At 59.1% G+C, this 21,667-nt stretch carries 19 protein-coding genes; 10 read left to right on the top strand and 9 right to left on the bottom strand.

The window, feature by feature from the left end; all coding sequences use genetic code 11:
* Nucleotide 1: 1 nt before the first annotated feature.
* Nucleotides 2-1,273 (bottom strand): transcription termination factor Rho, encoded by a 1,272-nt coding sequence (gene rho / locus ACFOOP_RS04815; RefSeq protein ID WP_379879729.1) that lies wholly within the window; start codon nucleotides 1,271-1,273, stop codon nucleotides 2-4.
* 323 nt (nucleotides 1,274-1,596) lie between these two features.
* Between rho and ACFOOP_RS04810 the strand changes: the two genes are divergently transcribed.
* Nucleotides 1,597-2,124, top strand: coding sequence for a hypothetical protein (locus tag ACFOOP_RS04810; RefSeq protein ID WP_379879728.1), 528 nt, complete (start codon nucleotides 1,597-1,599; stop codon nucleotides 2,122-2,124).
* Between the two features lie 6 nt (nucleotides 2,125-2,130).
* Here ACFOOP_RS04810 and ACFOOP_RS04805 read toward each other — a convergent pair whose 3' ends face one another.
* The 3 genes from ACFOOP_RS04805 to hemE all read right to left on the bottom strand — a co-directional run bounded on the left by ACFOOP_RS04805 (nucleotide 2,131) and on the right by hemE (nucleotide 4,225).
* Nucleotides 2,131-2,634, bottom strand: a complete 504-nt coding sequence (locus tag ACFOOP_RS04805; protein ID WP_379879727.1) for a hypothetical protein — start codon at nucleotides 2,632-2,634, stop codon at nucleotides 2,131-2,133.
* A 110-nt stretch (nucleotides 2,635-2,744) separates the two neighbouring features.
* Nucleotides 2,745-3,182 (bottom strand): protoporphyrinogen oxidase HemJ, encoded by a 438-nt coding sequence (gene hemJ, locus ACFOOP_RS04800; protein ID WP_379881509.1) that lies wholly within the window; start codon nucleotides 3,180-3,182, stop codon nucleotides 2,745-2,747.
* An 8-nt stretch (nucleotides 3,183-3,190) separates the two neighbouring features.
* The gene (gene hemE, locus ACFOOP_RS04795; protein ID WP_379879726.1) at nucleotides 3,191-4,225 is read right to left on the bottom strand and encodes a uroporphyrinogen decarboxylase; all 1,035 of its coding nucleotides are present in this window, start codon (nucleotides 4,223-4,225) and stop codon (nucleotides 3,191-3,193) included.
* 453 nt (nucleotides 4,226-4,678) lie between these two features.
* Between hemE and ACFOOP_RS04790 the strand changes: the two genes are divergently transcribed.
* Genes ACFOOP_RS04790 through coaE form a run of 4 tightly spaced genes read left to right on the top strand, consistent with a single transcriptional unit; the run spans nucleotide 4,679 to nucleotide 7,587 of the window.
* On the top strand, nucleotides 4,679-5,527 hold the full coding sequence (locus ACFOOP_RS04790; RefSeq protein ID WP_379879725.1) for a pyruvate, water dikinase regulatory protein: 849 nt from the start codon (nucleotides 4,679-4,681) through the stop codon (nucleotides 5,525-5,527).
* Between the two features lie 4 nt (nucleotides 5,528-5,531).
* Nucleotides 5,532-6,134 (top strand): Maf family protein, encoded by a 603-nt coding sequence (locus tag ACFOOP_RS04785; RefSeq protein WP_379879724.1) that lies wholly within the window; start codon nucleotides 5,532-5,534, stop codon nucleotides 6,132-6,134.
* Nucleotides 6,134-6,988 carry a shikimate dehydrogenase gene (locus ACFOOP_RS04780; protein WP_379879723.1) on the top strand — a complete coding sequence of 285 codons (855 nt, stop codon included), beginning with the start codon at nucleotides 6,134-6,136 and terminating at the stop codon, nucleotides 6,986-6,988. The genes ACFOOP_RS04785 and ACFOOP_RS04780 overlap by 1 nt, the downstream gene beginning before the upstream one ends.
* Nucleotides 6,985-7,587: a dephospho-CoA kinase gene (coaE, locus tag ACFOOP_RS04775; protein ID WP_379879722.1), complete on the top strand. Its 603-nt coding sequence runs from the start codon at nucleotides 6,985-6,987 to the stop codon at nucleotides 7,585-7,587. The genes ACFOOP_RS04780 and coaE overlap by 4 nt, the downstream gene beginning before the upstream one ends.
* On the opposite strand, the gene ACFOOP_RS04770 is transcribed toward coaE, so the two are convergent.
* The gene (locus ACFOOP_RS04770; protein WP_379879721.1) at nucleotides 7,584-8,579 is read right to left on the bottom strand and encodes an adenosine kinase; all 996 of its coding nucleotides are present in this window, start codon (nucleotides 8,577-8,579) and stop codon (nucleotides 7,584-7,586) included. The two genes, coaE and ACFOOP_RS04770, sit on opposite strands and share 4 nt — an antisense overlap.
* A gap of 177 nt (nucleotides 8,580-8,756) precedes the next feature.
* Between ACFOOP_RS04770 and ACFOOP_RS04765 the strand changes: the two genes are divergently transcribed.
* Nucleotides 8,757-9,119, top strand: a complete 363-nt coding sequence (locus tag ACFOOP_RS04765; RefSeq protein ID WP_379879720.1) for a hypothetical protein — start codon at nucleotides 8,757-8,759, stop codon at nucleotides 9,117-9,119.
* Here the strand turns inward: ACFOOP_RS04765 and ACFOOP_RS04760 are convergent.
* From ACFOOP_RS04760 to ACFOOP_RS04750, 3 genes are all read right to left on the bottom strand, one after another.
* Nucleotides 9,116-10,489, bottom strand: a complete 1,374-nt coding sequence (locus ACFOOP_RS04760; RefSeq protein WP_379879719.1) for an AmpG family muropeptide MFS transporter — start codon at nucleotides 10,487-10,489, stop codon at nucleotides 9,116-9,118. The genes ACFOOP_RS04765 and ACFOOP_RS04760 overlap by 4 nt on opposite strands.
* A gap of 64 nt (nucleotides 10,490-10,553) precedes the next feature.
* On the bottom strand, nucleotides 10,554-12,416 hold the full coding sequence (locus ACFOOP_RS04755; protein ID WP_379879718.1) for a response regulator: 1,863 nt from the start codon (nucleotides 12,414-12,416) through the stop codon (nucleotides 10,554-10,556).
* Between the two features lie 138 nt (nucleotides 12,417-12,554).
* On the bottom strand, nucleotides 12,555-14,102 hold the full coding sequence (locus ACFOOP_RS04750) for a YifB family Mg chelatase-like AAA ATPase (protein ID WP_379879717.1): 1,548 nt from the start codon (nucleotides 14,100-14,102) through the stop codon (nucleotides 12,555-12,557).
* Between the two features lie 216 nt (nucleotides 14,103-14,318).
* Here ACFOOP_RS04750 and ACFOOP_RS04745 point away from each other — a divergent pair, with 216 nt between their 5' ends.
* Together ACFOOP_RS04745 and ACFOOP_RS04740 are read left to right on the top strand one after the other, a co-directional pair.
* Complete coding sequence (locus ACFOOP_RS04745) at nucleotides 14,319-16,103, top strand: formylglycine-generating enzyme family protein (protein ID WP_379879716.1); 1,785 nt, start codon at nucleotides 14,319-14,321, stop codon at nucleotides 16,101-16,103.
* An 82-nt stretch (nucleotides 16,104-16,185) separates the two neighbouring features.
* Nucleotides 16,186-16,584, top strand: coding sequence for a hypothetical protein (locus tag ACFOOP_RS04740; RefSeq protein WP_379879715.1), 399 nt, complete (start codon nucleotides 16,186-16,188; stop codon nucleotides 16,582-16,584).
* A 12-nt stretch (nucleotides 16,585-16,596) separates the two neighbouring features.
* Here the strand turns inward: ACFOOP_RS04740 and ACFOOP_RS04735 are convergent, their stop codons facing one another.
* Nucleotides 16,597-17,223 carry a CGNR zinc finger domain-containing protein gene (locus tag ACFOOP_RS04735; protein WP_379879714.1) on the bottom strand — a complete coding sequence of 209 codons (627 nt, stop codon included), beginning with the start codon at nucleotides 17,221-17,223 and terminating at the stop codon, nucleotides 16,597-16,599.
* 501 nt (nucleotides 17,224-17,724) lie between these two features.
* Here ACFOOP_RS04735 and ACFOOP_RS04730 point away from each other — a divergent pair.
* The gene (locus ACFOOP_RS04730) at nucleotides 17,725-19,365 is read left to right on the top strand and encodes a vWA domain-containing protein (protein WP_379879713.1); all 1,641 of its coding nucleotides are present in this window, start codon (nucleotides 17,725-17,727) and stop codon (nucleotides 19,363-19,365) included.
* A 170-nt stretch (nucleotides 19,366-19,535) separates the two neighbouring features.
* On the top strand, nucleotides 19,536-21,440 hold the full coding sequence (locus ACFOOP_RS04725) for an SUMF1/EgtB/PvdO family nonheme iron enzyme (RefSeq protein ID WP_379879712.1): 1,905 nt from the start codon (nucleotides 19,536-19,538) through the stop codon (nucleotides 21,438-21,440).
* The last annotated feature ends 227 nt before the right edge of the window (nucleotides 21,441-21,667 follow it).

Here is a 21,667-nt window from a genome sequence, read left to right as displayed (position 1 = left end):
CTTATGTGTTCATTGAATCGAAGAAGTCGCGGTTGGACTTCGTCTGTTTGAGCTTGTCGATCAGGAACTCAATAGCGTCGGAAACGCCCATGGGCGACAGGATACGGCGCAGAACAAAGATTTTCTGCATGTCGGCCTTGGAAGTGATGAGGTCTTCCTTGCGTGTGCCGGACTTGGCGATGTCGATCGCCGGATAGGTCCGCTTGTCCGCGACCTTGCGGTCAAGGATCAGCTCGGAGTTACCGGTGCCCTTGAATTCTTCGAAGATCACCTCGTCCATTTTCGAGCCGGTCTCGATCAGCGCCGTGGCGATAATGGTGAGCGATCCGCCTTCCTCAATGTTCCGCGCGGCGCCGAAAAAGCGTTTCGGGCGCTGCAGCGCATTGGCGTCGACGCCGCCGGTGAGAACCTTGCCTGAGGACGGCACAACGGTGTTGTAAGCGCGGCCGAGGCGGGTGATGGAATCGAGCAGGATCACCACATCGCGGCCATGTTCGACAAGGCGCTTGGCCTTTTCGATGACCATTTCAGCAACCGCTACGTGACGCGTCGCGGGTTCGTCAAAGGTTGAGGACACAACCTCGCCCTTTACCGAGCGCTGCATGTCAGTCACTTCTTCCGGGCGCTCGTCGATCAGCAAAACGATCAGGTAACATTCGGGATGATTGGTTGCGATGGAGTGGGCGATATTTTGCAGGATGACGGTCTTACCGGTTCGCGGCGGCGCGGTGATGAGACCGCGCTGGCCTTTACCCAACGGTGCCACGAGATCGATGACGCGGCCGGTAAGATCTTTGGTCTTTTCGCCTTCGGTTTCCATCTTCAGGCGCTCATCAGGATAGAGCGGCGTCAGATTGTCGAAATGCACCTTGTGGCGGGCTTTTTCGGGCTCTTCGAAATTGATCGTGTGAACTTTGAGAAGCGCAAAATAACGCTCGCCGTCTTTCGGGCTGCGTATCTCGCCCTTGACCGTATCGCCGGTGCGCAGCGCAAACCGCCGGATCTGGTTCGGCGAGACATAAATATCATCGGGACCCGCGAGGTAATTCGCGTCCGCCGAGCGCAAAAAGCCGAAGCCATCAGAGAGAACTTCCAGGACGCCGCCGCCATGAATTTCAACTTCCAGGTCGGCAAGCTCTTTCAGGATTGAAAACAGCATGTCCTGTTTGCGCATGGTCGAGGCATTTTCAACTTCGAGCTCTTCGGCGAAAGCCAGCAGCTCAGCCGGGGTTTTTTCTTTGAGCTCATCGAGCGTCATGGTCTTGGGCAGCATGGAAAGCCTCAATCAGGAAAAGACCCGCGCAGAAAAGGCGGGCAGGGGGGGAAACCAACGATGGAAATACGGAGCGCGCAGAGGGCGGCCTTGCGGGCCGGACGGCGCTGATAAGGAAAGTTTGGAGTAGATATAGGCGAAAAGTCCGCGCCGTCAATGATCGAGATCAAATCCCGCCCGGACCCAGCGAGTGTTCCAATCCGGGCTTATTCTGTGGGCGAGCGCCATGAAGGCTCCCCTGCGCTCGACAGTTCTAACCGGTTTCTTCAGCCCCTATTTACCGTTTTCGCCTTTAATAATCCCTCTCAATGGGGGCGTTTTCTATGGTTCGTCAGGGTCCGGTCCGTGCTGTGGCGGCTTTCGGCGCGGTTCTTTTCGCCGCCGGTTGCGGCGATGAAACCCCGAAGCCGACAATTCTCGACGCCGCCGCGATCTATGCCGATCACGAAGGTCTCCTGCGTTCTGTTCGGGCCGCCTATCCCGGCCCTTACGAAGACTTTGTCCGGATACCCTCGCGCGACCCGACGAAAGCCGACCCGATGGATGCGGACTTCCTTAAATTTCTCCGCGAAGAAATTCCCGTCGAGTTCATCGACTTCTTCCCGATTGGCGACAGCGGCAAGGATGAGCTTGATGTGGTTCTCTGGCGGTATCAGTCCGGCAATCACTGGAATACGGTGAGCCTTGTCTATTTCAGCATGGCCATGACTTTTGCTGAGGGCGAGGAGAATATGCGCGCTTTCGATCGCTGCGATGACGAAGCCCTAAACTGGCTTCAAAGTCAAAATCAGCCGGCCTCAGCCTTTTGCCATATCAACGATCACTGGCTTGCTTATCAGAAGGTGGAATAGGCCGCGCTAGTCTTCGTTCTGTTGCAGATTATCGAGCCAGCCCTTCATCGCCGCATCGAGTTCCTCGGCATAAAACAAAACCTCCGGCGGCTCTTCACGCCATGCGGTCCGGTTCTGGGTAAAGGCGATAAACATGTCCGATTCATGGGATGGATCGCCATAAGCCTCTTCCAGAACCTTGACGATTTTGTCCTTGTCTGCGGCTTCGACCATCACCCAAACCATTTGCAGCCGGTCATCGCCAATGACAAATTCCGTCCAGCGCGGCGCACCCATAAATTCAAGACCATCGCAATCGATCTGAACCTGCTTGGCCGGATCGTTGGGGAGAAATGGCGGATCAATCGGCCTGTTGATAAAGCCGTTGGCGCATTTGCCCTCAAGCGCCTTTTCAATCTCAGTGGCGCTAGCGCCCCATTTGATAACCTCAGGCACGATGGCGTCGCTTTCAGCACTCGCTGAACTCAACATGCTGATCATCATCATGATCAAGGCAAAAGTGGTTTTCATAGCGGCGGCTTTCCAATGCTCAACATCCGGCTACCGCCGTGAGATCTGCTTTGGAACCCGTTTTTCGACAAGCCGGTGCGGCGGCAAGGTCAGCGGTGTAAAAATCAGCGTCAGAACGGTTTCACAATCACCATGATCACAATGACGATCAGCGCAAGGAATGGCGCTTCATTCATGATCCGCCAGAATTTTTCGGTGCGCGGCCGCTCGCCTTTTTCAAATTTGCGGCGCGATGATGCGTAAAAGCCGTGGATCGCCGAGATGATGACCACCAGCGCCAGCTTCACATGAAACCACCCGGCGGACAGGATCGCCGGATTGGCGATCAGCATCAAAATCCCCAAGACCCAGACGAGAACCATCGAAGGATTGATGATGCCCTTCAACAGTCTGCGCTGCATCTGGATGAAATATCGTTCGGCCTCACCGCCCTTTTCCGATTGATGCTGATAGACGAACAGGCGCGGCAGATACATCATCCCCGCCATCCAGGCGATGACCATGATCAGGTGGAAAGATTTGATCCACAGATAGGCGCCCGACAGAATTTCAGCCATCAGCCATTTCTCCTGACAAACTTCACCAGCGCCGCCACATGGTCCGGCGGGGTTTGCGGTGTGAAGCCATGGCCGAGATTAAAAACATAGGGCACATCATGGAAAAGCCTGAGATAGGTTTCTGCGGCTTCTTCCATCGGTTTGCCGCCGGTGACGGTCAGTAGCGGATCAAGCCCGCCCTGCACAACAACGCGTTCTCCCAAATTCGCCCGCGCCCATGTGGGGTCCATGGCGTAATCGATCCCGAACCCGTCACAGCCCTGAAGCAGAACGTAATCCAGCGCCTTTTCGCCAACGCCTTTGGGGAAAAGGATTACAGGCACATGAGGCCGCGCCTTTTTCACCGCCTTGGCGATTTTGTCGAGCGGACGAATGGAAACACGATCGAGGACGGGCCAGGGCAATCCACTCGCCCAAGTGTCAAACAACTGCACCGCATCAGCGCCCGCATCGATCTGGGCAAGAAGATAATCAATGGTTTTCTCTGCGAGAATATCAATCAGCCCGTCGATCAGCTCGGGCTCCTCATAGAGCTTTTGACGCAGCACGCCCGGATCCTTCATGGGCCCACCCGCGAGCATATAGGTCGCCACGGTCCAGGGAGCGCCAGCGAAGCCGATCAGCGCCTTATCCGACCCCAACCCCGCCCGGGTTTTCGAAACCGTCTCAAAGATCGGCGAGAGTGTTTCAAGGACATCGCGTTTTCGAAAGGCGTCGAGGTCTTTCAGCGCTGCCACCGCTTCAAGGCGCGGTCCCTCATTTTCAACAAAACTTAGCTTCTGACCCAGTGCGTGCGGGATCAGCAGGATATCTGCAAACAGGATCGCCGCATCGAGATCGAACCGCCTGATAGGCTGAAGCGTCACCTCGCTCGCCAGGTCCGGATCAAAACAAAGATCGAGGAACGATCCCGCTTGTGCGCGAAGCTTTCTGTATTCGGGGAGATAGCGCCCGGCTTGCCGCATGAACCAAGTTGGAGGAGATGCGAAAACCTCGCCATCAAACACTCGCAGGAATTTTGAATCTGTCGTCATATGCCGCGAATGTTCCTTCTTAACTTTCTATAAAGGATTCTTAATAAAGGGTTAATATTAAGAGTCAGCCGGGAAGCCGGGGAAAACAGGCGGGGTCGAGTTTATCCCTTGAGTTTCAGCAAAAGACTCACAGGATTTCCCATGAGGAATAAGAGATCACTATGATGTTGAAAAGCGTCATAAACGCCGCATCTTCCATGCGAAATTTCACCAGGCCCTACCGGGAAACTGGATTCATCCCATGGATTTCGCCTTTATGGTGAAGAAAGTATGACCAGTATGACTTTACAGAGGGGGCTGGGCGCCAACCCGGTATGACTCGGGAGTTTTGGGCGCCCCAAAAAGCAGGCTCGCGAAAAGGCGGAACTTTCCCCTATAGTTCCCCAGACCAGAGCGTGTGTTTTGGATAACCGGACGGAGACGATGGCGAGAGCGCAGAGCAATGAGAAGAAAATGACGAGCGCCGCGCGCAAAACGCAGCCGATTGCGACTTTCTTCCATGTTCATCTTGTTTCGGACTCCACGGGCGAGACATTGAACGCAATGCTCAAAGCCACCGCCTCGCAATTTGCGGCGGCGAAACCGCTTGAGCATATTTATGCGCTGATCCGCTCACGCGCGCAGATGGAAAAGACCCTCGCCGAGATCGAAGCTTCGCCGGGTCTTGTTCTTTACACCGTCATCAATCCGGAATTACGGCGGCTTCTGGAAATCCGTTGCAGCGAGTTACAGACTCCGGCGATTTCGGTGCTTGATCCGCTTTTGCACGCCTTCACCGATTATCTTGGTCTGGAAACGACGTTGCGCGCCGGCGCGCAACATGAACTAAACGACGCCTATTTCAAACGCATCGGCGCGCTTGATTATACGCTGTCTCATGATGACGGCCAGATGACCTGGGATTTAGAGACGGCGGATGTTGTGCTGGTCGGCGTCAGCCGCACCTCAAAAACCCCGACCTGCATGTATCTGGCGAACCGGGGCATTAAGGCCGCCAATATTCCGCTGGTTCCGACATCAGAGCCGCCGCCGGAATTATTCACCTTGCGAAAACCGCTGGTCATTGGCTTGGTGGCGAGTCCTGAACGCCTTTCCCAGATCCGGGAATCCCGGCTCGGCGGATTAAATGCGGGCGACGCTGTGGAAGATTATTCCGATCTCGACCTCATCCGCCAGGAAGTGCTGCGCGCGAAACGGCTTTGCACGAAATATCGCTGGCCCATGATTGATGTAACGCGAAAATCCGTGGAGGAAACTGCCGCAGCGATCCTCACCAAACTTTCCGCCCGCCAGAACCAGTAATTCCATGACCAGCACTCCCCGTATTATTCTCGCATCCGGCAGCGCCATCCGCCGTGAAATATTGACTGGCGCCGATATCCCCTTTGAGGTCATGAAACCCGATGTGAATGAGGACGTCATCAAAGAGGCCGGGCGCGACGAGGGCCTCGATCTTGAAAGTCTCGCGATGCGCTTGGCGGAAGCCAAATGCATGGACATTGCCTCAAAGACCAATGCGATTGTCATCGGTTCAGATCAAATCATGGAATTTGAGGATCGCGCCTATGACAAGCCCGCTGACATGACAGCAGCGAAGGCGCGGCTGATGGAAACACAAGGCGCGCCGCATACGCTGATCAACGCCATTGCAGTTGCGCGTAATGGTGAGATCGTCTGGCGCAACCTCGATCGGCCGACGCTGGTTATGCGGGCGCTTTCGGAAACGGAAATCGACGCTTATCTTGAGGCCGCCGGCCCCGATATTCTCCATTCCGTCGGCGCCTATCAGATCGAAAAGCTCGGCAGCCGGTTGTTCGAGCGGATCGAAGGCGATCATTTCGCAGTGCTTGGCCTTTCCCTCTATCCGCTGCTCGATTTTCTTCGCCGCGAAGGGGCGATAGCGTTCTGATGGCGAAGACCCTTGAACAAACGCCCATTTTAGCCGGTGTTGTCGGCCATCCCGTTAGTCATTCCCTATCCCCGATCATCCACACGATCTGGGCGCAACGGGCCGGAATTGACGGCTATTACATCCCTATTGCGGTTCCGCCTGATTATGACGATTTCGCCCGGGTTATGGAAAGTTTGCGCAATGTGGGTTTCGCCGGGGTCAATGTGACGATCCCGCATAAAGAGCATGCGTTGCGCTATGCCGACATTGTCAGCGATGCCGCGCGCCAGCCTGGCGCCGCGAATATGCTGACTTTTTCCGAAGATGGATGTTTAGCGGAAAATTCCGACATCACCGGCTTCGCCGAAGCGGTGCGTGAAAAGAACTCCGCACCCGGAACATCGGCGTTGGTGCTCGGCGCCGGCGGCGCTGCGCGGGGCGTGGTTCTTGCCTTGAAGTCGCTGGGCCTCACCGATATTCGCATCGCCAATCGGACAATGGAGCGTGCAAAAGATCTCGCGGGGGCGTTTGACTTGGCCGTGATGGATTGGAAAAAGAAATCAGAAGCCATTGATAATATTGACTTATTGGTTAACACAACAAGCCTTGGCATGTCCGGCCAGCCGCCGCTGGAGATCGACATTAGCGGGCTCAATCCCGCGGCCATCGTCGCCGATATTGTTTACACGCCGCTGAAAACAGCCCTCCTTGAAGATGCTGAAAGCAAAGGCCATCCGATTGTTGACGGTCTCGCCATGTTGATGCATCAGGCGGTTCCGGGATTTCAAAAATGGTTTGGCGGGCATGCGCAAGTTGATGAGGCGTTGCGCGCGGCGCTGGTGAGCGAACTCGAAAGGCGGGCCAAGATATGATCCGCATCGGTCTCACCGGATCTATCGGCATGGGCAAATCCACCGTGTTGCAGATGTTCGCCGATCTCGGCGCCGCCACATGGGACGCCGACGCCGCCGTTCATCGTTTATATGAGAAAGACGGCGCGGCGGTTGAGCCCTTAAAAGAGTTGTTTCCTGACGCCATCATCGACGGCGCAGTTGATCGCGCGGCGCTGGCGAAGATCGTGCTGGCGGATACGCAAGCGCTCGCCAAACTTGAAGCGCTGGTGCACCCGCTGGTGGCGGAAGACCGCGAGGCTTTCATGCTCGCCGCCGCGGCGGCCGGGGAGGACGCAGTGGTGCTCGACATTCCGCTCCTGTTTGAAAACGGCACCGAAAAGTTCTTTGACGTTACCGTTGTCGTCAGCGCTCCGAGTGAAGTGCAGCGATCGCGGGTGCTCGCCCGGCCGGGGATGAGTGAAGAAAAATTCAACGCGATCCTGCGCCTGCAAACTCCCGACGAAGAAAAACGTCAGTGTGCGGATTACGTCATCGACACCGGCGCCCCGTTGGACGAAACCCGGGCGCAGGTGCGTTTAGCCTATAGCGAAATTCTGAAAAGAGTTTCAGAGGCTTAGAGTAGACCCGCCTGTTCAGCCAAAGCTTTCAAAGACTGTTCCGGGCGGGCGCCGAAATGGCTGATCACTTCGCTGGCGGCGAGGGAGCCAAGCGCCCCGGCGCTTTCCAGCTCAAAGCCGCGCGCAAGACCGAGCAACAGCCCGGCGGCATAGGCGTCGCCGGCGCCGGTGGTGTCCACAAGCTGGGCCGGTTTCACTGCATCGACTTTCACGACGTCTCCATCGCGCGGGATCAGGATAGAGCCTTTTTCAGAGAGCGTCACAGCGGTGAGCGGGCAGAGCTTGCGCGCTTTTTCCGCAATCACATCCAGATCGTCGGAGCCGAACAGGGTTTCAGCCTCGCGGTCATTGGCGAGCAGGATGTCGATATGCTGCGGAATGAATTGCTGCAAAACATCGAACTGACGATCGACGCAGCTTGCATCCGATAACGTCAAGGCGGCACGCTTGCCTTCGCGTTTGGCGATGGCGCAAGCGCGGATAAACGCCTGGCGCGCCACCGGCTGTTCGAACAGATAGCCTTCGAAAAAGGTGATTTCCGCCCGTGCGATCTGGCCTTCGTCGATATCGTCCGGGGAGACCAGACCGGCGGCGCCGAGAAAGGTCGTCATCGAGCGCTGGGCGTCCGGCGTCACATTGACAAGACAGCGCCCGGTCGCGGGTCCATCGCCTAAAGGTTTGGTGTCAAACTCGACGCCGATGGCGTGAAGATCGTGACGGAAAATCTCGCCCAGCGCGTCATCGGCAACCTTGCCAACAAAACCGCCCTTGCCGCCCATGGATGCGATGCAGGCGATGGAGTTCGCCGCCGACCCGCCGGAGATTTCAACGCCCGCCGCCATGGCGTCGTAGATCGTGCTCGCCTGGGCCTCGTCAATGAGGATCATGCCGCCTTTGGGGATTGAATGGGCGGCGAGAAAAGCGTCATCAGCTTTGGCGAGAACGTCAACGATGGCGTTGCCGACGCCGATCACATCGAGAGAAGCGGTCATGAAATATCCTTACAAGGCGAAAAAAGGTCTTGCGGGCTTATAGGAAGGGCCCAGTCCAGACGCAAGGAGAGGCGCGTATGGGGTCCAGCCTTTCCGGCTTGTCACTTCGGCGGCGCTTGATAGCGCCGATGACGAGGCTTAATCATCGCTTCAGAATTCTCGCCGTAAAGGTTTTCCATGAAATTCACGCGCTTCTTTTTGCCGTCATCTCTGATGCTGCTCGCCGCCGCTTGCGCCACTGCGCCGAATGTCGCGCAACAGCCTGCGAAAACGCCCGTAACGCCTGCGGCGCCGGTCTATGTGCTGGAGGATTTCCTTGGCGCGGGCGCGACTGCGCTTGACGGTCTTCTCGGTGAACCGGCGCTGACACGGCGCGAAGGAAACGGCGAATACCGCCGCTACGCGCTCACCACTTGCACGCTGATTATCATTCTGTATCCGGATGAACTGGGCGTGCAGAAAGTCACGCAAGTGGATGCGACGGCGACCACGTCAAACGCTGACAAGCCTGACCTGAACGATTGCCTCGCGGCGGGCTAGTCGGCGGCTTCCAGCTCCGCCGTCGCCTGTTTTCGGTCTATAGAAAACTTCTCTTCTGAATATTTCAGGAAGAAAACCAGGATGGCCGCGGGAATGCCGACAATCGCTGTGATCGCGAAAAACCAGGCGAAGCCCGCCGCCTCAACCATATAGCCGGAAAACCCGCCGACAAACTTGCCGGGCAGGGCGTAGAAGGAGCTGAACAGCGCATATTGCGTCGCTGTAAAGGCGGTGTTGGTGAGGCTCGACATATAGGCGATGAGGATCGTTCCCGCCGCGCCATAAGCGATATTGTCGACAATCACCGCAAAGGCGAGCCCGCCTGTGGTCGCGTCGGAGAGCGCCAGCCAGCTATAGATCAGATTGGTCAGCGACTGCGCGAGCACGCCAAACAACAGGCTCCACTTAAAGCTGAGGCGTGAAACGATAATCCCGCCTAGAAAAACCCCGCCCATGGTGGCGAGGAGCCCCGCACCGGATCGGATGGCGCCAATCGTCGTTTTGTCATAACCAAGGTCGATATAAAGCGGCCCGGTCATATATCCCATCAGGAAGTCGGGAACGCGGAAGAGGGCGATAAAAAGCAGGATGACAAGGGCGTGCACGCCATAGCGTTCGAAGAAATCGCGAAATGGTCCGATTACGGATTTTGACATGGTTTCGGTGAAGGACGCCTTTGGCGGCGGCACATATTCTCGCACCTCAACCTTCGGCGCGAACAGCGCGGTGAGGAACCCGATCCCCATCAACAGCGCCATGAACTGATAAGCCGCCGGCCAGTTTATATTGTCGGCGACGATCAGCGCGCCGGCGCCGGCGACCATGATCGCGACGCGATACCCATATTGATACATGGCGGCCATAACGCCTTGCTCTTCATCTGTGGCCGCCTCGATGCGCCAGGCGTCGATGGCGATGTCTTGCGTCGCGGCGGCGAAGGCCATGGCGACAGCGATGCCCGCGACAACCCAGAGATTTCCGGCCGGGTTCGCCATGGACATAGCGACCAATGTCAACGCGATGCCGATCTGGGCGGCCGCCATCCAGGCGCGGCGCCGGCCGACAAGCTTTTCGAGGAACGGCACGGGCGCACGGTCGACAACCGGCGCCCAGAGAAATTTGAAAGAGAAAGCGAAGCCGGTCCAGGCGAACAGTCCGATCTCACCCTTTTCCACGCCCGCTTCAGCAAGCCAGAGCGACAGGTTTTGGTAGATCATGTAAAACGGAAGCCCGGCTGAAAAACCGAGCAGCAGCATGACCAAACTGCGCGCGCGCAAATAGGCCGATAACGACCCGAGCAGGGTTTTTGTTTCGCCAGTCTGTTTTATCGTCTGGTCGCGGGTTTGCGGCGCATTTGCTTCTTGTGTCATGGCGCGGGAAGCTACTGGCGTTTTCCGGCGAAAGAAAGGCGTGAGACCGTTACAGAGCGGGCTGTCAGGACGCCTCACTCCACTCACTTTCACAGTCGCCCCATTTGTTGAGAAGCGCTGTCAGGTCTGACGGCTCAAAGGGCTTCGACAGGAAGTCATCCATCCCGGCGGCGAGACATTTCTGGCGGTCCGCCGCCATGGCGTTGGCGGTTAGCGCGATGATCGGCGCCTTGCGCATATGGCCGGGCAGTTTGCGGATCCGCCGCGTCGCCTCAAGCCCGTCCACATGGGGCATATGCATGTCCATGAGGATGAGATCGTAATCACCCTGTTCGCAGGCTTCGACCGCTTCGCCGCCATTGTGGGCGACATCGACGGTGTGTCCGGCGCGCTTGATGATGGTGGTGGCCAGCACCGCATTGATCTGGTTGTCCTCGGCGAGAAGGACACGGAAGGTTTTCTCGCCATTATGCGTTTTGGGTTTATCCTCGACCCGCGGCGTTTCTGGCAACGCCGGGGCTTCATTCATATCGTCGGTCAATTGTATGTGTAAGGATGATTGCCGGATCGGTTTGATAAAATAGCCGTCGAAGCCGGCTTCGCGTAATTCATTGATGCGTCCGCGCGCCAGTGGCGAGAGCAGCACATAGGAGCGCGCGGCCTTGCGCGCCAGCGGTTGGGCGCTTTCCCCGGCGATGTAGATATCGCACAGAAGAATGGCGTCAGGATGTTTGGTCATGGCGCCGATGGCGGCGGCGGGCGTTGTGACGGAAATGATGTTTTCCGCGCCGATGGCGGCGAGCTGTAATTCCAGGCTGCGCGAGAGAACCTCGGAACGCGCCGCGACGATCACGGGCGTTTCGAAGGGCTGCGGTTTCGCCGGCGCGTCGCCCTCAAAATCGAGCGCGACAGTGAAGGTGAAGGCGCTGCCCTCGCCGGGTCGGCTGGCGATGGCGATGTCGCCATTCATAGCGCGCACGATCTTACGTGCGATCGCAAGGCCAAGACCCGTGCCTTCGCGTTTGCGCTCGCCGGCCGTGTCGGTCTGGGAAAATTCCTCAAAGATCGCGGCCTGTTTGTCTTCGGGAATACCGATGCCGGTATCGCGCACGGAAAACGCCAGATGCGCCGCGCCATTATCGAGGGTCACAAGACGCGCTTCGATGCCGACGCCGCCTTCATCGGTGAATTTGACGCCATTGCCGGCGAGGTTGATCAGCACCTGACGAAGACGCGCTTCGTCGCCATAAAGCTCGGTAGGCACCGAACTGTCGACATAAGCGGTGATCTCGATCCCCTTGTCGGCGGCTTTTGGCGACAACAGCTCTGCCACGGATTGAACCAGGTTTAACGGAGAAAAAGCAGCGCGTTCAATGTCGAGGCGACCCGCCTCAAGTTTCGAATAGTCGAGAAGGTCGTTGATCAGCGCCAGCAAGGCGACGCCGGATTCGCGCACACTTTCAGCATATGCGCGCTGATTGGGTTCAAGCGACGTGTCGAGCAGCAGCGACGTCATGCCGAGAATGCCGTTTAGCGGCGTTCTCATTTCGTGGCTCATGGTCGCCAGCAACTGCATTTTCGGACCGGCGTTGACTTCGCGCGCGTCGTTGTTTTCAGTTTCGGCGCCGTCGCTTTGGGGCGCGCCGACATAAAGCCGCTCGCCGCCGGAAAGCACGGTTTCAACCCAGTCGACAATGAAGGCGCGCTCGCCGGCGCGCGCTTCCGTGCGATAAGAGGCCGGGGCGCCGGGCTCGGCCGCATTGCCGCCGGGCGCAAAGGCGCGGCCATGCCATGACGCCGCAGGGGCGCCGAAAAAGCGCGCAAAACTTTGCGAGACAAAACGAATGACGCCCTCGCCGTCACAGACGACGATAAGCTCACGAGTTGAATTGGATGAAACGCCTTTGTGCGATCCAAGATTCGGCATTGACAGTGAAACCCCATTACGCAACCGGCCTCATCATCGCGGCATGGCCTTGAAAAATGGTTGATGGAGTTGGTTAATTCGGACAGTAAAAAGCGATGGAAATGCCCATATAACAAGCGCTTCCTGCAAGTCTGTTGACTAAGCCTGAGCCGCGCGCCGAGTTGTCGCAGCGCTGCCGGCGCTTCTTTCGCACGCTTTTCTAAAGCTGACGGCTTCGGCGATATGCCGGCGCTTGACGCCATCGGCGCCGTCGAGATCGGCAAGGGTGCGCGCCACCCGCAGTATTCTTGTATAGGCGCGGGCGGAGAGAAACATGGCTTCGGCGGCGCGGGATAAAAGGCTCGCTCCTTCTGCATCGGGTGCGGCGATCTTCGAAAGGTCGGCGTCGCAAAGCGCAGCGTTGGACGCGCCTTCGCCGCTGCGCGCCGTTTGCGCTTCGCGTGCGCGCGCCACTCTTTGGGCGACGGTCGCGGTGGTTTCCCCATTTGCGGGTCCGGCGAGATCGGCGGGCGTGACGGCGGGAAGTTCAATCGACAGATCCATGCGATCGAGTAGCGGTCCGGAAATGCGCGACTGATAGATCTCCTCGCAATTGGGGCCTTTGCCGCAGGCGCGTCCGGACGCTCTTCCATAGCCGCAACGGCAGGGGTTCATGGCGGCGACAAGCTGGAACCGCGCCGGATAGCGGACATGAAAGTTTGCGCGCGCAATGAGGACGTCACCCGTCTCCAGCGGCTGGCGCAGACTGTCGAGCACCGGCGCGGTGAATTCCGGCAGTTCATCAAGGAAAAGCACCCCATGATGGGCGAGGGAGGCCTCCCCGGGTTTGGCGCGCACGCCGCCGCCGATCATCGCCGCCATGGAGGCGGAATGGTGCGGCGCGCGGAATGGGCGGGCGTGGGTGAGGCGCCCGCCCTCAAGCAACCCCGCCAGCGATTGCACCATGGAGATTTCCAGCATTTCCTTGGGCGACAGCGGCGGCAGGAGTCCCGGGAGCCGGGCGGCGAGCATCGACTTGCCCGCGCCCGGCGGCCCCACCATTAAAAGATTATGACCGCCGGCCGCAGCCACCTCGAGGGCGCGTTTGGCGGTCTCCTGACCTTTGACGTCGGCGAGATCCGGTATGGCCGGGGGCGCTTCGAGGGCGCCGGGCTTCGGCGCCGTTAAAACCTGCGCGCCCTTGAAGTGATTGACGAGCTGGATCAATGATTTCGGCGCCAAAATCGCGGCGTCGCCGCCTGCCCATGCCGCCTCCGCGCCGCTCGCCGCGGGGCAGATCAGGCCGAGCCCCATGGCGTTCGCCGCGACCGCGGCGGGCAAGGCCCCGGCGCAGGGCGCAATCGATCCATCGAGCCCAAGCTCGCCCATCACGGCAAAACCGGACCCGGCGTCATGGGGCGCCGCGCCCATTTCAATGAGAAGCCCGAGGGCGATGGCGAGGTCGAAATGACTGCCTTCTTTGGGCAGGTCCGCCGGCGCGAGATTGACGGTGATCCGCTTGACCGGCAGGCCGAGACCAACAGCAGACAAGGCGGCACGCACCCGCTCCCGCGCCTCGGAAACGGCCTTGTCGGGGAGGCCGACCACGGAAAAAATATTGCCGTTGCCATTGGTGAGCTGGACCTGAACGGTCACCGGGCGGGCGTCGACCCCGTGAAAGGCGAAAGTGGTGATCTGCGCGACCATGAGCTCTCCCCGTAAAGCCGTTAGAACATATCAGGAACAAACTCTAATGGAAAGGGTTAATCACCCTACGATTTTCCCCATGTTTTTATTGCAAAGTTTTTAGCTTAACCCTCTCGGCCTGCGGCCCCGATTCGCCTTAGAAGGGCGATTGCCCTCCAGTCCGCAGCCCTTGGGCGAACTTGATTGTCGCGATTTAGAAACGATTAACCCTCACACATGCCGATGTCCCCGATCTCCATTCTTCATGCTCCTCGCGATGAGGCGCTGGGCGCGAAAATCGCCGCCGCGCTTGCGCATGCCGGGCACGCGGCTACGCGCGTAAGCGCTGATCAGTGCGACCCCGGTCCGCAGGCTGGCGGCAATGGCGACAGCGCCGCGATTGTGGTCTGGACTCATGCGGCGGCAAAGCTCGCCAAGCTCCACCGCCAGGCCGAAGAGGCGATGGATCGCGGCGCATTGATTCCCGTGGCGGTCGGCGGCGCTCTCCCGCCTGGCGGGTTCGAGAATTTGCCGCCGGTGGATCTTTCCGGATGGACCGGCGCGCCGGATGATCCGCGCTGGCGCTTTGTGCTGGAGGAGATCCAGTTGACGACGCAGCGCATGGGGCTCAGCGATGCGGATGTCTGGTCAGCGCCCGATCTGGAGCCGCATAATGATGAGCCGGGGCTTATCGGCGATCAGGAGTTGTGGACGCCCGGCGCCGAGATGCTGGCGACAGACTATAGCGCCGCCAATGCGCCGTCAGAGCCAACGGAGCCGGTGACGGCGCGCCCCGCCTTATTGCACCGGCCAAAACCGAAACGGCGCTTCAGTGCGAAGGAAGTCGCCTTCGGCGCCACCGCGGGCCTCGTTTTGATGACGGTTGCGACGGCGGTGCTGGCGCCGGTGATCCTTCCCGCGCCGGAGCTTGCGGCGCAACCGCAACTCGCCGCGCGTTCCGCCGAGATTGCTTCACGTCCGGCTGAAAACGTGATCCCTGACCCTTCGGTTGAAACGCCGTCGTCGCTGGCTTCGCTGACGGTCAAGCCGGAAGATAATCCGTCTACGGAAATTATAATTCCGCCCGCCCCGGAAAGCGCTGACGATATGATAGGGGCGCAGGCTAACAGCGAAGAGCCGGTTCAGCTTGCGCTTACCGTGACGCCCGCCTCTGCTGAAACGGATATGGCAGCGTCAGGCGCGGCGGATGATGACGCGATCCAGACCCTGATCGCTGCTGTCGCTGCGGAGACGCCGCAAGAAAAAAGCTCTGCGGGCGATATTTTCCGCGATTGCGCCAACTGCCCAGATATGGCGGCCTTGCCTGCGGGCGTGTTTCAGATGGGCGCGCGGCCCGGCGAGGTCGGCGCCAAGCCCGCTGAAAGCCCCGTTCGCGACATCACCTTCAGGAATGGCTTCGCACTATCGTCGCGCGAAGTGACTTATGAGGAATGGGACACCTGCGTCGCCGATGGCGGCTGCGCCTACAAGGCGCCGGATCATGGCTGGGGGCGCGACCAACGCCCGGTCGTTTCCGTTTCTTACGAAGACGCGCTTTCCTATGTCGCCTGGCTTTCCAAAAAGACCGGCCAGCCTTACCGCCTGCCGACGGAAGCCGAATGGGAGTATGCTGCGCGCGCAGGCTCGTCGGCGCCGTTCGCCACCGGCTCGACGGTGCGCGCGGGACAGGCGAATTATAATGGCCAGTATCCTTACAGCGGCGAAAAAGAAACCTACCGTGGACGGACGGTTCCTGTGGCGAGCTTCGCGCCAAACGCTTTCGGCCTCTATGATATGCATGGCAACGCTTGGGAATGGACTGCCGATTGCTGGACGGAGACTCATGCGGGCGCGCCGTCAGACGGATCGGCGGTGGCGACCGGCGATTGCACGAAGCATGTGTTGAAAGGCGGCGCGTGGAACACGGGCGGCTGGCGCCTGCGGTCGGCGCATCGTATTGGCAAGCCTGCGGGTGCGCGCGAGTTTGACAACGGGTTCCGCGTCGCGCGCGATTTAGGATAGTCGAACCGCGTCCCGCGTCTCATTTTCGCCCCAATGTCTGCCGTAACTGTCAGCGGGCAGGGCGAGAGAGAGGGGCTATCTCATGAAAATTCAGCGGTTGTGCGTTCTGGCGGTTGGCGCCGTTGCGTTCGGATTGAGTGTGGGCGGCGCGCCTGCTTCGGCGCAGCAATTGTCAAACGGCGATTACCAGCAATGTAGCGTCTATGACGAAGACGGTGATTTCGCCGGCTATGACAGTGTCTGTCTGGAGCGCAAGCGCGCGCAGCTTCGCCGCTATCAGGAAGATGCAAGCGCCAGCTATTCAACTTATGCCGCAGTTTATTATTGCCCTTCCTGGGCCAATAACGGCAATGGCTATCCGGGTACGGTCTATTCTTATGGCGGGACGGTATCGACTGATCCCTACGGGACATATGACCGGCCGGTGGATGGCGTCAGGTGCATTGCGCGGCCGGTCTATTACGGCACTGGTTATTACTAAGGATGAGGCGGCCTAGGCCGCCTTTTTCTTCCGCTTACGGAATTTTTTGACCTTGGCGTCATTGCCGCAGGTGGCCATATCGCACCAGCGCCGCCGGCCGTTCTTGGACAAATCAATAAACAGCCACTCGCAGCTCTCGCCGCCGCAGGCATGCAAGCGGTCAAGGCGGCCATGAAGCAACAACTCTTCCGCCGCTTCGACAATGAGGCGTAAGGCGCGCTCAAGCGCCGGCGCTTCATCGGCGCAACGCCGTCGGAAGCCGTCGCCGTCATGCGCGATGCGGCAATGGCGCGCTGCGCGCACCTTACATTCATCGAGAAGAGCAAGGTCGCCCTCATCCACATCACCATGTGTGACGATGGCGTTGAAAATCCGCCATAAAGCTGCGCGTAGAGCGACGGCTGTTTTGAAGGCTTCTTCTCCGGCCTTGGGATCGTCCGCGATCTCTTTTTCAAGCCGCGCCATGTCATCCCCATAGAGAAGACCCGCGGCCGCGGCCCATTTCCCGAACCCTTCAGGCCCGCCCAGGCGGTCTTCCGGGTCGCCGGTCGTCCAATATGCGGCGGTGTTGACGAAATCGAGGGCGGCGTTGCCGCCGATCATGTCCTTCTCGGACCAGGCGTAAGAAGAAAATCTCATCACATAACCAGTAAAAATCGATTGAACGGTTACAATATAAGCGCTAATTCGTAACCGTCAATATGGATATGAAAGGTTACAAGCCGGAACCCACCGTTCCGCCAATAAAGGGAGAGCCGCTCCATGCCGAACGCAGTCTTCATTTCAGTTCTGTTGCTGACCACCGCTGTGGCGCTTGCATTGATCGAAAGCGTCATCAGCAACGGCGTTTAAGTCTTACCGCAGGTATAGCGCCTGTAGCGCGCGCCGCCTGCCATCAGGAGAAAGATCATGACCAATTCAACCGTATTCATTTTGCAGATTGTCGCGTTTGTCTTTGTCGTCGGAATTATCGGCCAGACCGTCGGCGGCGCTATTTAGGCGCTTTCATGCTGACGGCAGGTCAGGCGCCGGGCCGCCCCTCCTTGGCGCCTGACAGTTTTCAGAAGATGAAGGCTGCCGTATTTTCGCCCTTTCCGCCCGCCAGACTTCGTCCGGGCGTGAATTTGGGAGAGGGACTTCATGAAAATGAGATTATTGGCGGCGGTGTCCGCCGGAGCCATGCTGTTGATCGCAGCTTGTTCAACCACGGATGAAGCGTTTGAAGATCAGTTTGCGGAGGCTGAAGAGTCGGACACTGTCATCGTTACTGCGCAAAAAATGCAAGGCCCGCAGCCCGGATCCATGGCTTTCGCAAGCGTAGCGCGTCCGATGATGGCGCCCCCTCCGGAACCCGCCATCACCGAGCAATATGAAGAAACCGATCCGAACCCGGTGAAGCTCACCAGCGAAGAGCCGGTTTCCACTTTTTCATCGGATGTGGACACGACCGCCTATTCGGTGATGCGCCGATATATTTCTTCAAACAATATGCTGCCGCCGTCGGATTCGGTGCGGGTCGAAGAATATGTAAATTACTTTGATTATCAGTATACTGAACCAAAGAGCGCCGACGCGCCGTTTACACCGACCGTCTGGGTGACGCCATCGCCCTGGAACGCCGGGACAAGGCTCATGCATATCGGCGTGAAAGGGTTTGATCTCCAGCCCACAGAAACGCCGGACACGAATATCGTTCTCCTGCTTGATGTTTCGGGCTCCATGCAGGCCGACAACAAGCTACCGCTGGTCAAGAAATCTGTGGAATTGCTGGTCGATGAAATGTCGAAAGACGACCGTATTTCCATTGTCGTCTATGCGGGCGCTGCTGGCGTCGTCCTTGAACCGACGCCCGGAAACAAGAAAACCAAAATCATGGAAGCCCTGAATGCGCTCGAAGCGGGCGGTTCCACTGCTGGCGGCGAAGGGCTGTCGCTGGCCTATAAACTCGCGGAAGAAAATTTCGCTGACGACAAGGTGAACCGCATCATCCTGGCCACTGACGGCGACTTCAATGTCGGCGTTATCGACGCCGACAGCCTTGAGGACTTTGTCGCGCGCAAAAGAAAAAGCGGCATTTATCTCACGGTGCTCGGTTTCGGCGAGGGCAATTACAATGACGTCATCGCCCAGAAGCTGGCTCAGGCTGGCAATGGCGTCGCCGCCTATATCGATACGCTGAACGAGGCGCGCAAAGTGCTGGTGCGCGAGTTTCGCTCGACCCTGTTCCCGATAGCGAAAGACCTGAAATTCCAGGTGGAATTCAATCCGACGGTGGTCGCGGAATATCGCCTCATCGGCTATGAAACCCGGCTCCTCAACCGCGAAGATTTCAACAACGACGCCATCGACGCGGGCGATATCGGTTCCGGCCATACGGTGACGGCGCTTTATGAGCTGGCGTTGGCGGGCTCGGATGCAAGGCTGATCGATGACCGGCGCTATGGGGCGGCCCCTGCGGTTTCAGGCAAAACCGATGAAGTCGCCTTTGTGCGCCTGCGCTACAAATTGCCGGAAGAAGAGGACAGCCGCCTGATCGAAACGCCGGTGGCAACCGCGGATGCTTTTTCATCGCTCGATAAAGCGCCGGCTGATGCGCGCTTTGCCGCCGCCGTCGCCGCTTTCGGACAAAAGTTGCAACGCGCCGGTTACACGGACCGCTATTCCTATGAGGAGATCATTGCGCTGGCGCACGACGCCAAGGGCGACGACCCCTTTGGCGACCGTGCGGAATTCATCAATCTCGTGCGTGCGGCGGCGAAAATCGACAAGGAAAAAAGCTGAGATTTTCCGGAGACTTCATTCGGTTTTCCCCAAACACCTGCCGCAAGACGGGGTTGCTTAACGCATCGTAATGTCGTTGAGAGGTCCGTCGTGCAATCTTGCGCGCCTTAAAAGCAGCGGCGGCTTGGGGGCTAAGCTGTTTTCCTGCGCGGGCGATGTGACCGGGGATCATGCCTCAACAAGAGATAGAGCCGGGCGCCAAAGGCGTCGTTCAGCTGCTAGCGGCGAGCGCTAATGCGAACTTCGCGGATAAAATCGCGAAGGCGCTTTTGCGTGCGGGCTACAAGCTTGATCCCGGCGCCTTCGATCCGGCGCGCATCGACGCGGTGGTGGTGTTATGGACCGGCGTCGCGCTCGATAAGCCTGGTTTGATTGAGGTCGCCCGTGACGCCTGGAAAGCCCGGCGCCTGACGCCAGTCAGCATCGGCCGGGTTGAGCCGCCTTTTGGCTCTCGCGATGTGGCGCCTATGGATCTCGCCGGATGGCGCGGCGACGATGGTGATCCGCGCTGGCGCTTCGTCCTCTCAGATATCGAAGCGCTGAAGGCGCGGGCGGGACTCGATCAGCCCGCCCATAAGGATTTTCGCGGACCCGTTTCCGCGCCTCAATTCAGGGGAGAGGACGTTCCGGTTGAGCCCGTCGCCGCTTGCGGAGAAACGCAAGCCGGGACGCAGGCTGATGGTTCTGCGCCGCGCCTTCTCGATGATCTGTTTACGGAGGATGGTGCTGTTCCACATCATCCGGCGCGGGCCTTGTGGCGCAAGCGGCTTTTCCCAGCGGCGCCCCTTCTGGCCGGCGGTCTCGGTGTTCTCGCCTTTGCTGCGGGTGTTTCTTTCATGGTTGGGTCGCTGCGCTCGCGTCCGGCGCCGATCGCACCCGTGTCCGCGCAATCGGCGCCGCTGGAAGAGGAAGAAAAACCCGCGCCTGGCGCCAATATCGCGCTGGTGCGGCTGGCCCCCGGTGCGCCGCCGCCTGAAGAATTTACTGCTGAAAGACGGACGCTCAACAATCCAGAACCGGCTGAATCGGACGCTCCGGAGAATATTCCCGGCGCGGCGGAAAATGCTGACTTTGCGCAAGCCGAGCCGTTATCGGCGGAAGAGACCGATGACGACGAAACGTCGCCGGAAGAGCCCGCGACTGCGCCGGCGACGCTCATGGTTCCGAGCCTCAAGCCTCCGGCGCCAGTGGAGGAGCCGCTTGCTGCGGATCTCAATCAGGCGGCGCTGGCCCAGCTTGCGTCAGCGGTGGAGGCGGCGGCCCTCTCCGGCGACGAGGTCGCCCCTGAAAATCAGGCCGTCGCTGCGGCGCCCGATACCTATCTTGGTGATTATTTTACCGACTGCGAAGGTTGCCCCGATATGGCGGCGCTTAATGGCGGCGCTTTCATGATGGGCGCGCGCAATGACGAACAAGACCGCCAGCCCGAAGAAAGCCCGCAGCGGCGGGTCGATATCGGTTATCGCTTTGCCATCGCGACGCGCGAAACCACTTTCGACCAGTGGGCGCTATGCGTCGCCGAAGGCGGCTGCCGCAATTATGAACCCGATGACGCCGGTTGGGGCCGCGGCGAGCGGCCGGTGATCAATGTTTCCTTTGAAGACGCCTCGGCCTATGCGCGCTGGCTGTCGGCGAAAACCGGCCATTACTATCATCTCCCCAGCGAGGCGGAATGGGAATACGCCGCGCGTGCGGGCACGGGCGGCGCGTTTCATTATGGCGATCAGCTTTCCGCAGAGACGGCGAATTTCAACGGCCACTATCCTTATCGGGCGGGCGCGGCGATTTTCCGTGGACAGACGGTTCCGGTGACGCGTTTCCGCCACAACGCTTTTGGTCTTTTCGACATGCACGGCAATGTCGCCGAATGGACGCTCGATTGCTGGAATGCGAGCCATAATGGCGGGCCTGTCACCGGGGCCGCCCGGATCGACGGTAATTGCGCCCGCCGGGTGGTGAAAGGCGGCGCCTGGAGCTCGCCGGGCTGGCGGTTGCGCTCGGCCTCCCGGCGGAGCGAGGCCTCCGAAACCCGCAATAGCGAGACGGGCTTTCGCGTCGTTAGAACGCTCGATTGATGACGCAGTTTACCGCACGCGCAGCCATGCCTTACCGATGTGTAAATCTGGGCGGCCAAATCCACCGGGATTTTTTGCCCTCTAAGGGCTTTCACCGGGTTGCGGCGCCGAAACACCCTACTTATATCCCGCCCGAACGCGGGGGTTTGGGCTGTTTTCGGCCTTTTCCCCCGCATCCATCAACTGTCACCCCTAGGGGCGTGTCCACTTCCGGCGCTTTGCGGCGC

Source organism: Hyphococcus aureus (assembly GCF_042643165.1).
GTDB lineage: Bacteria > Pseudomonadota > Alphaproteobacteria > Caulobacterales > Parvularculaceae > Hyphococcus > Hyphococcus aureus.
The sequence above is the reverse complement of the archived record's forward strand: the minus strand, read 5'-3'. Positions and strand labels throughout refer to the sequence as shown.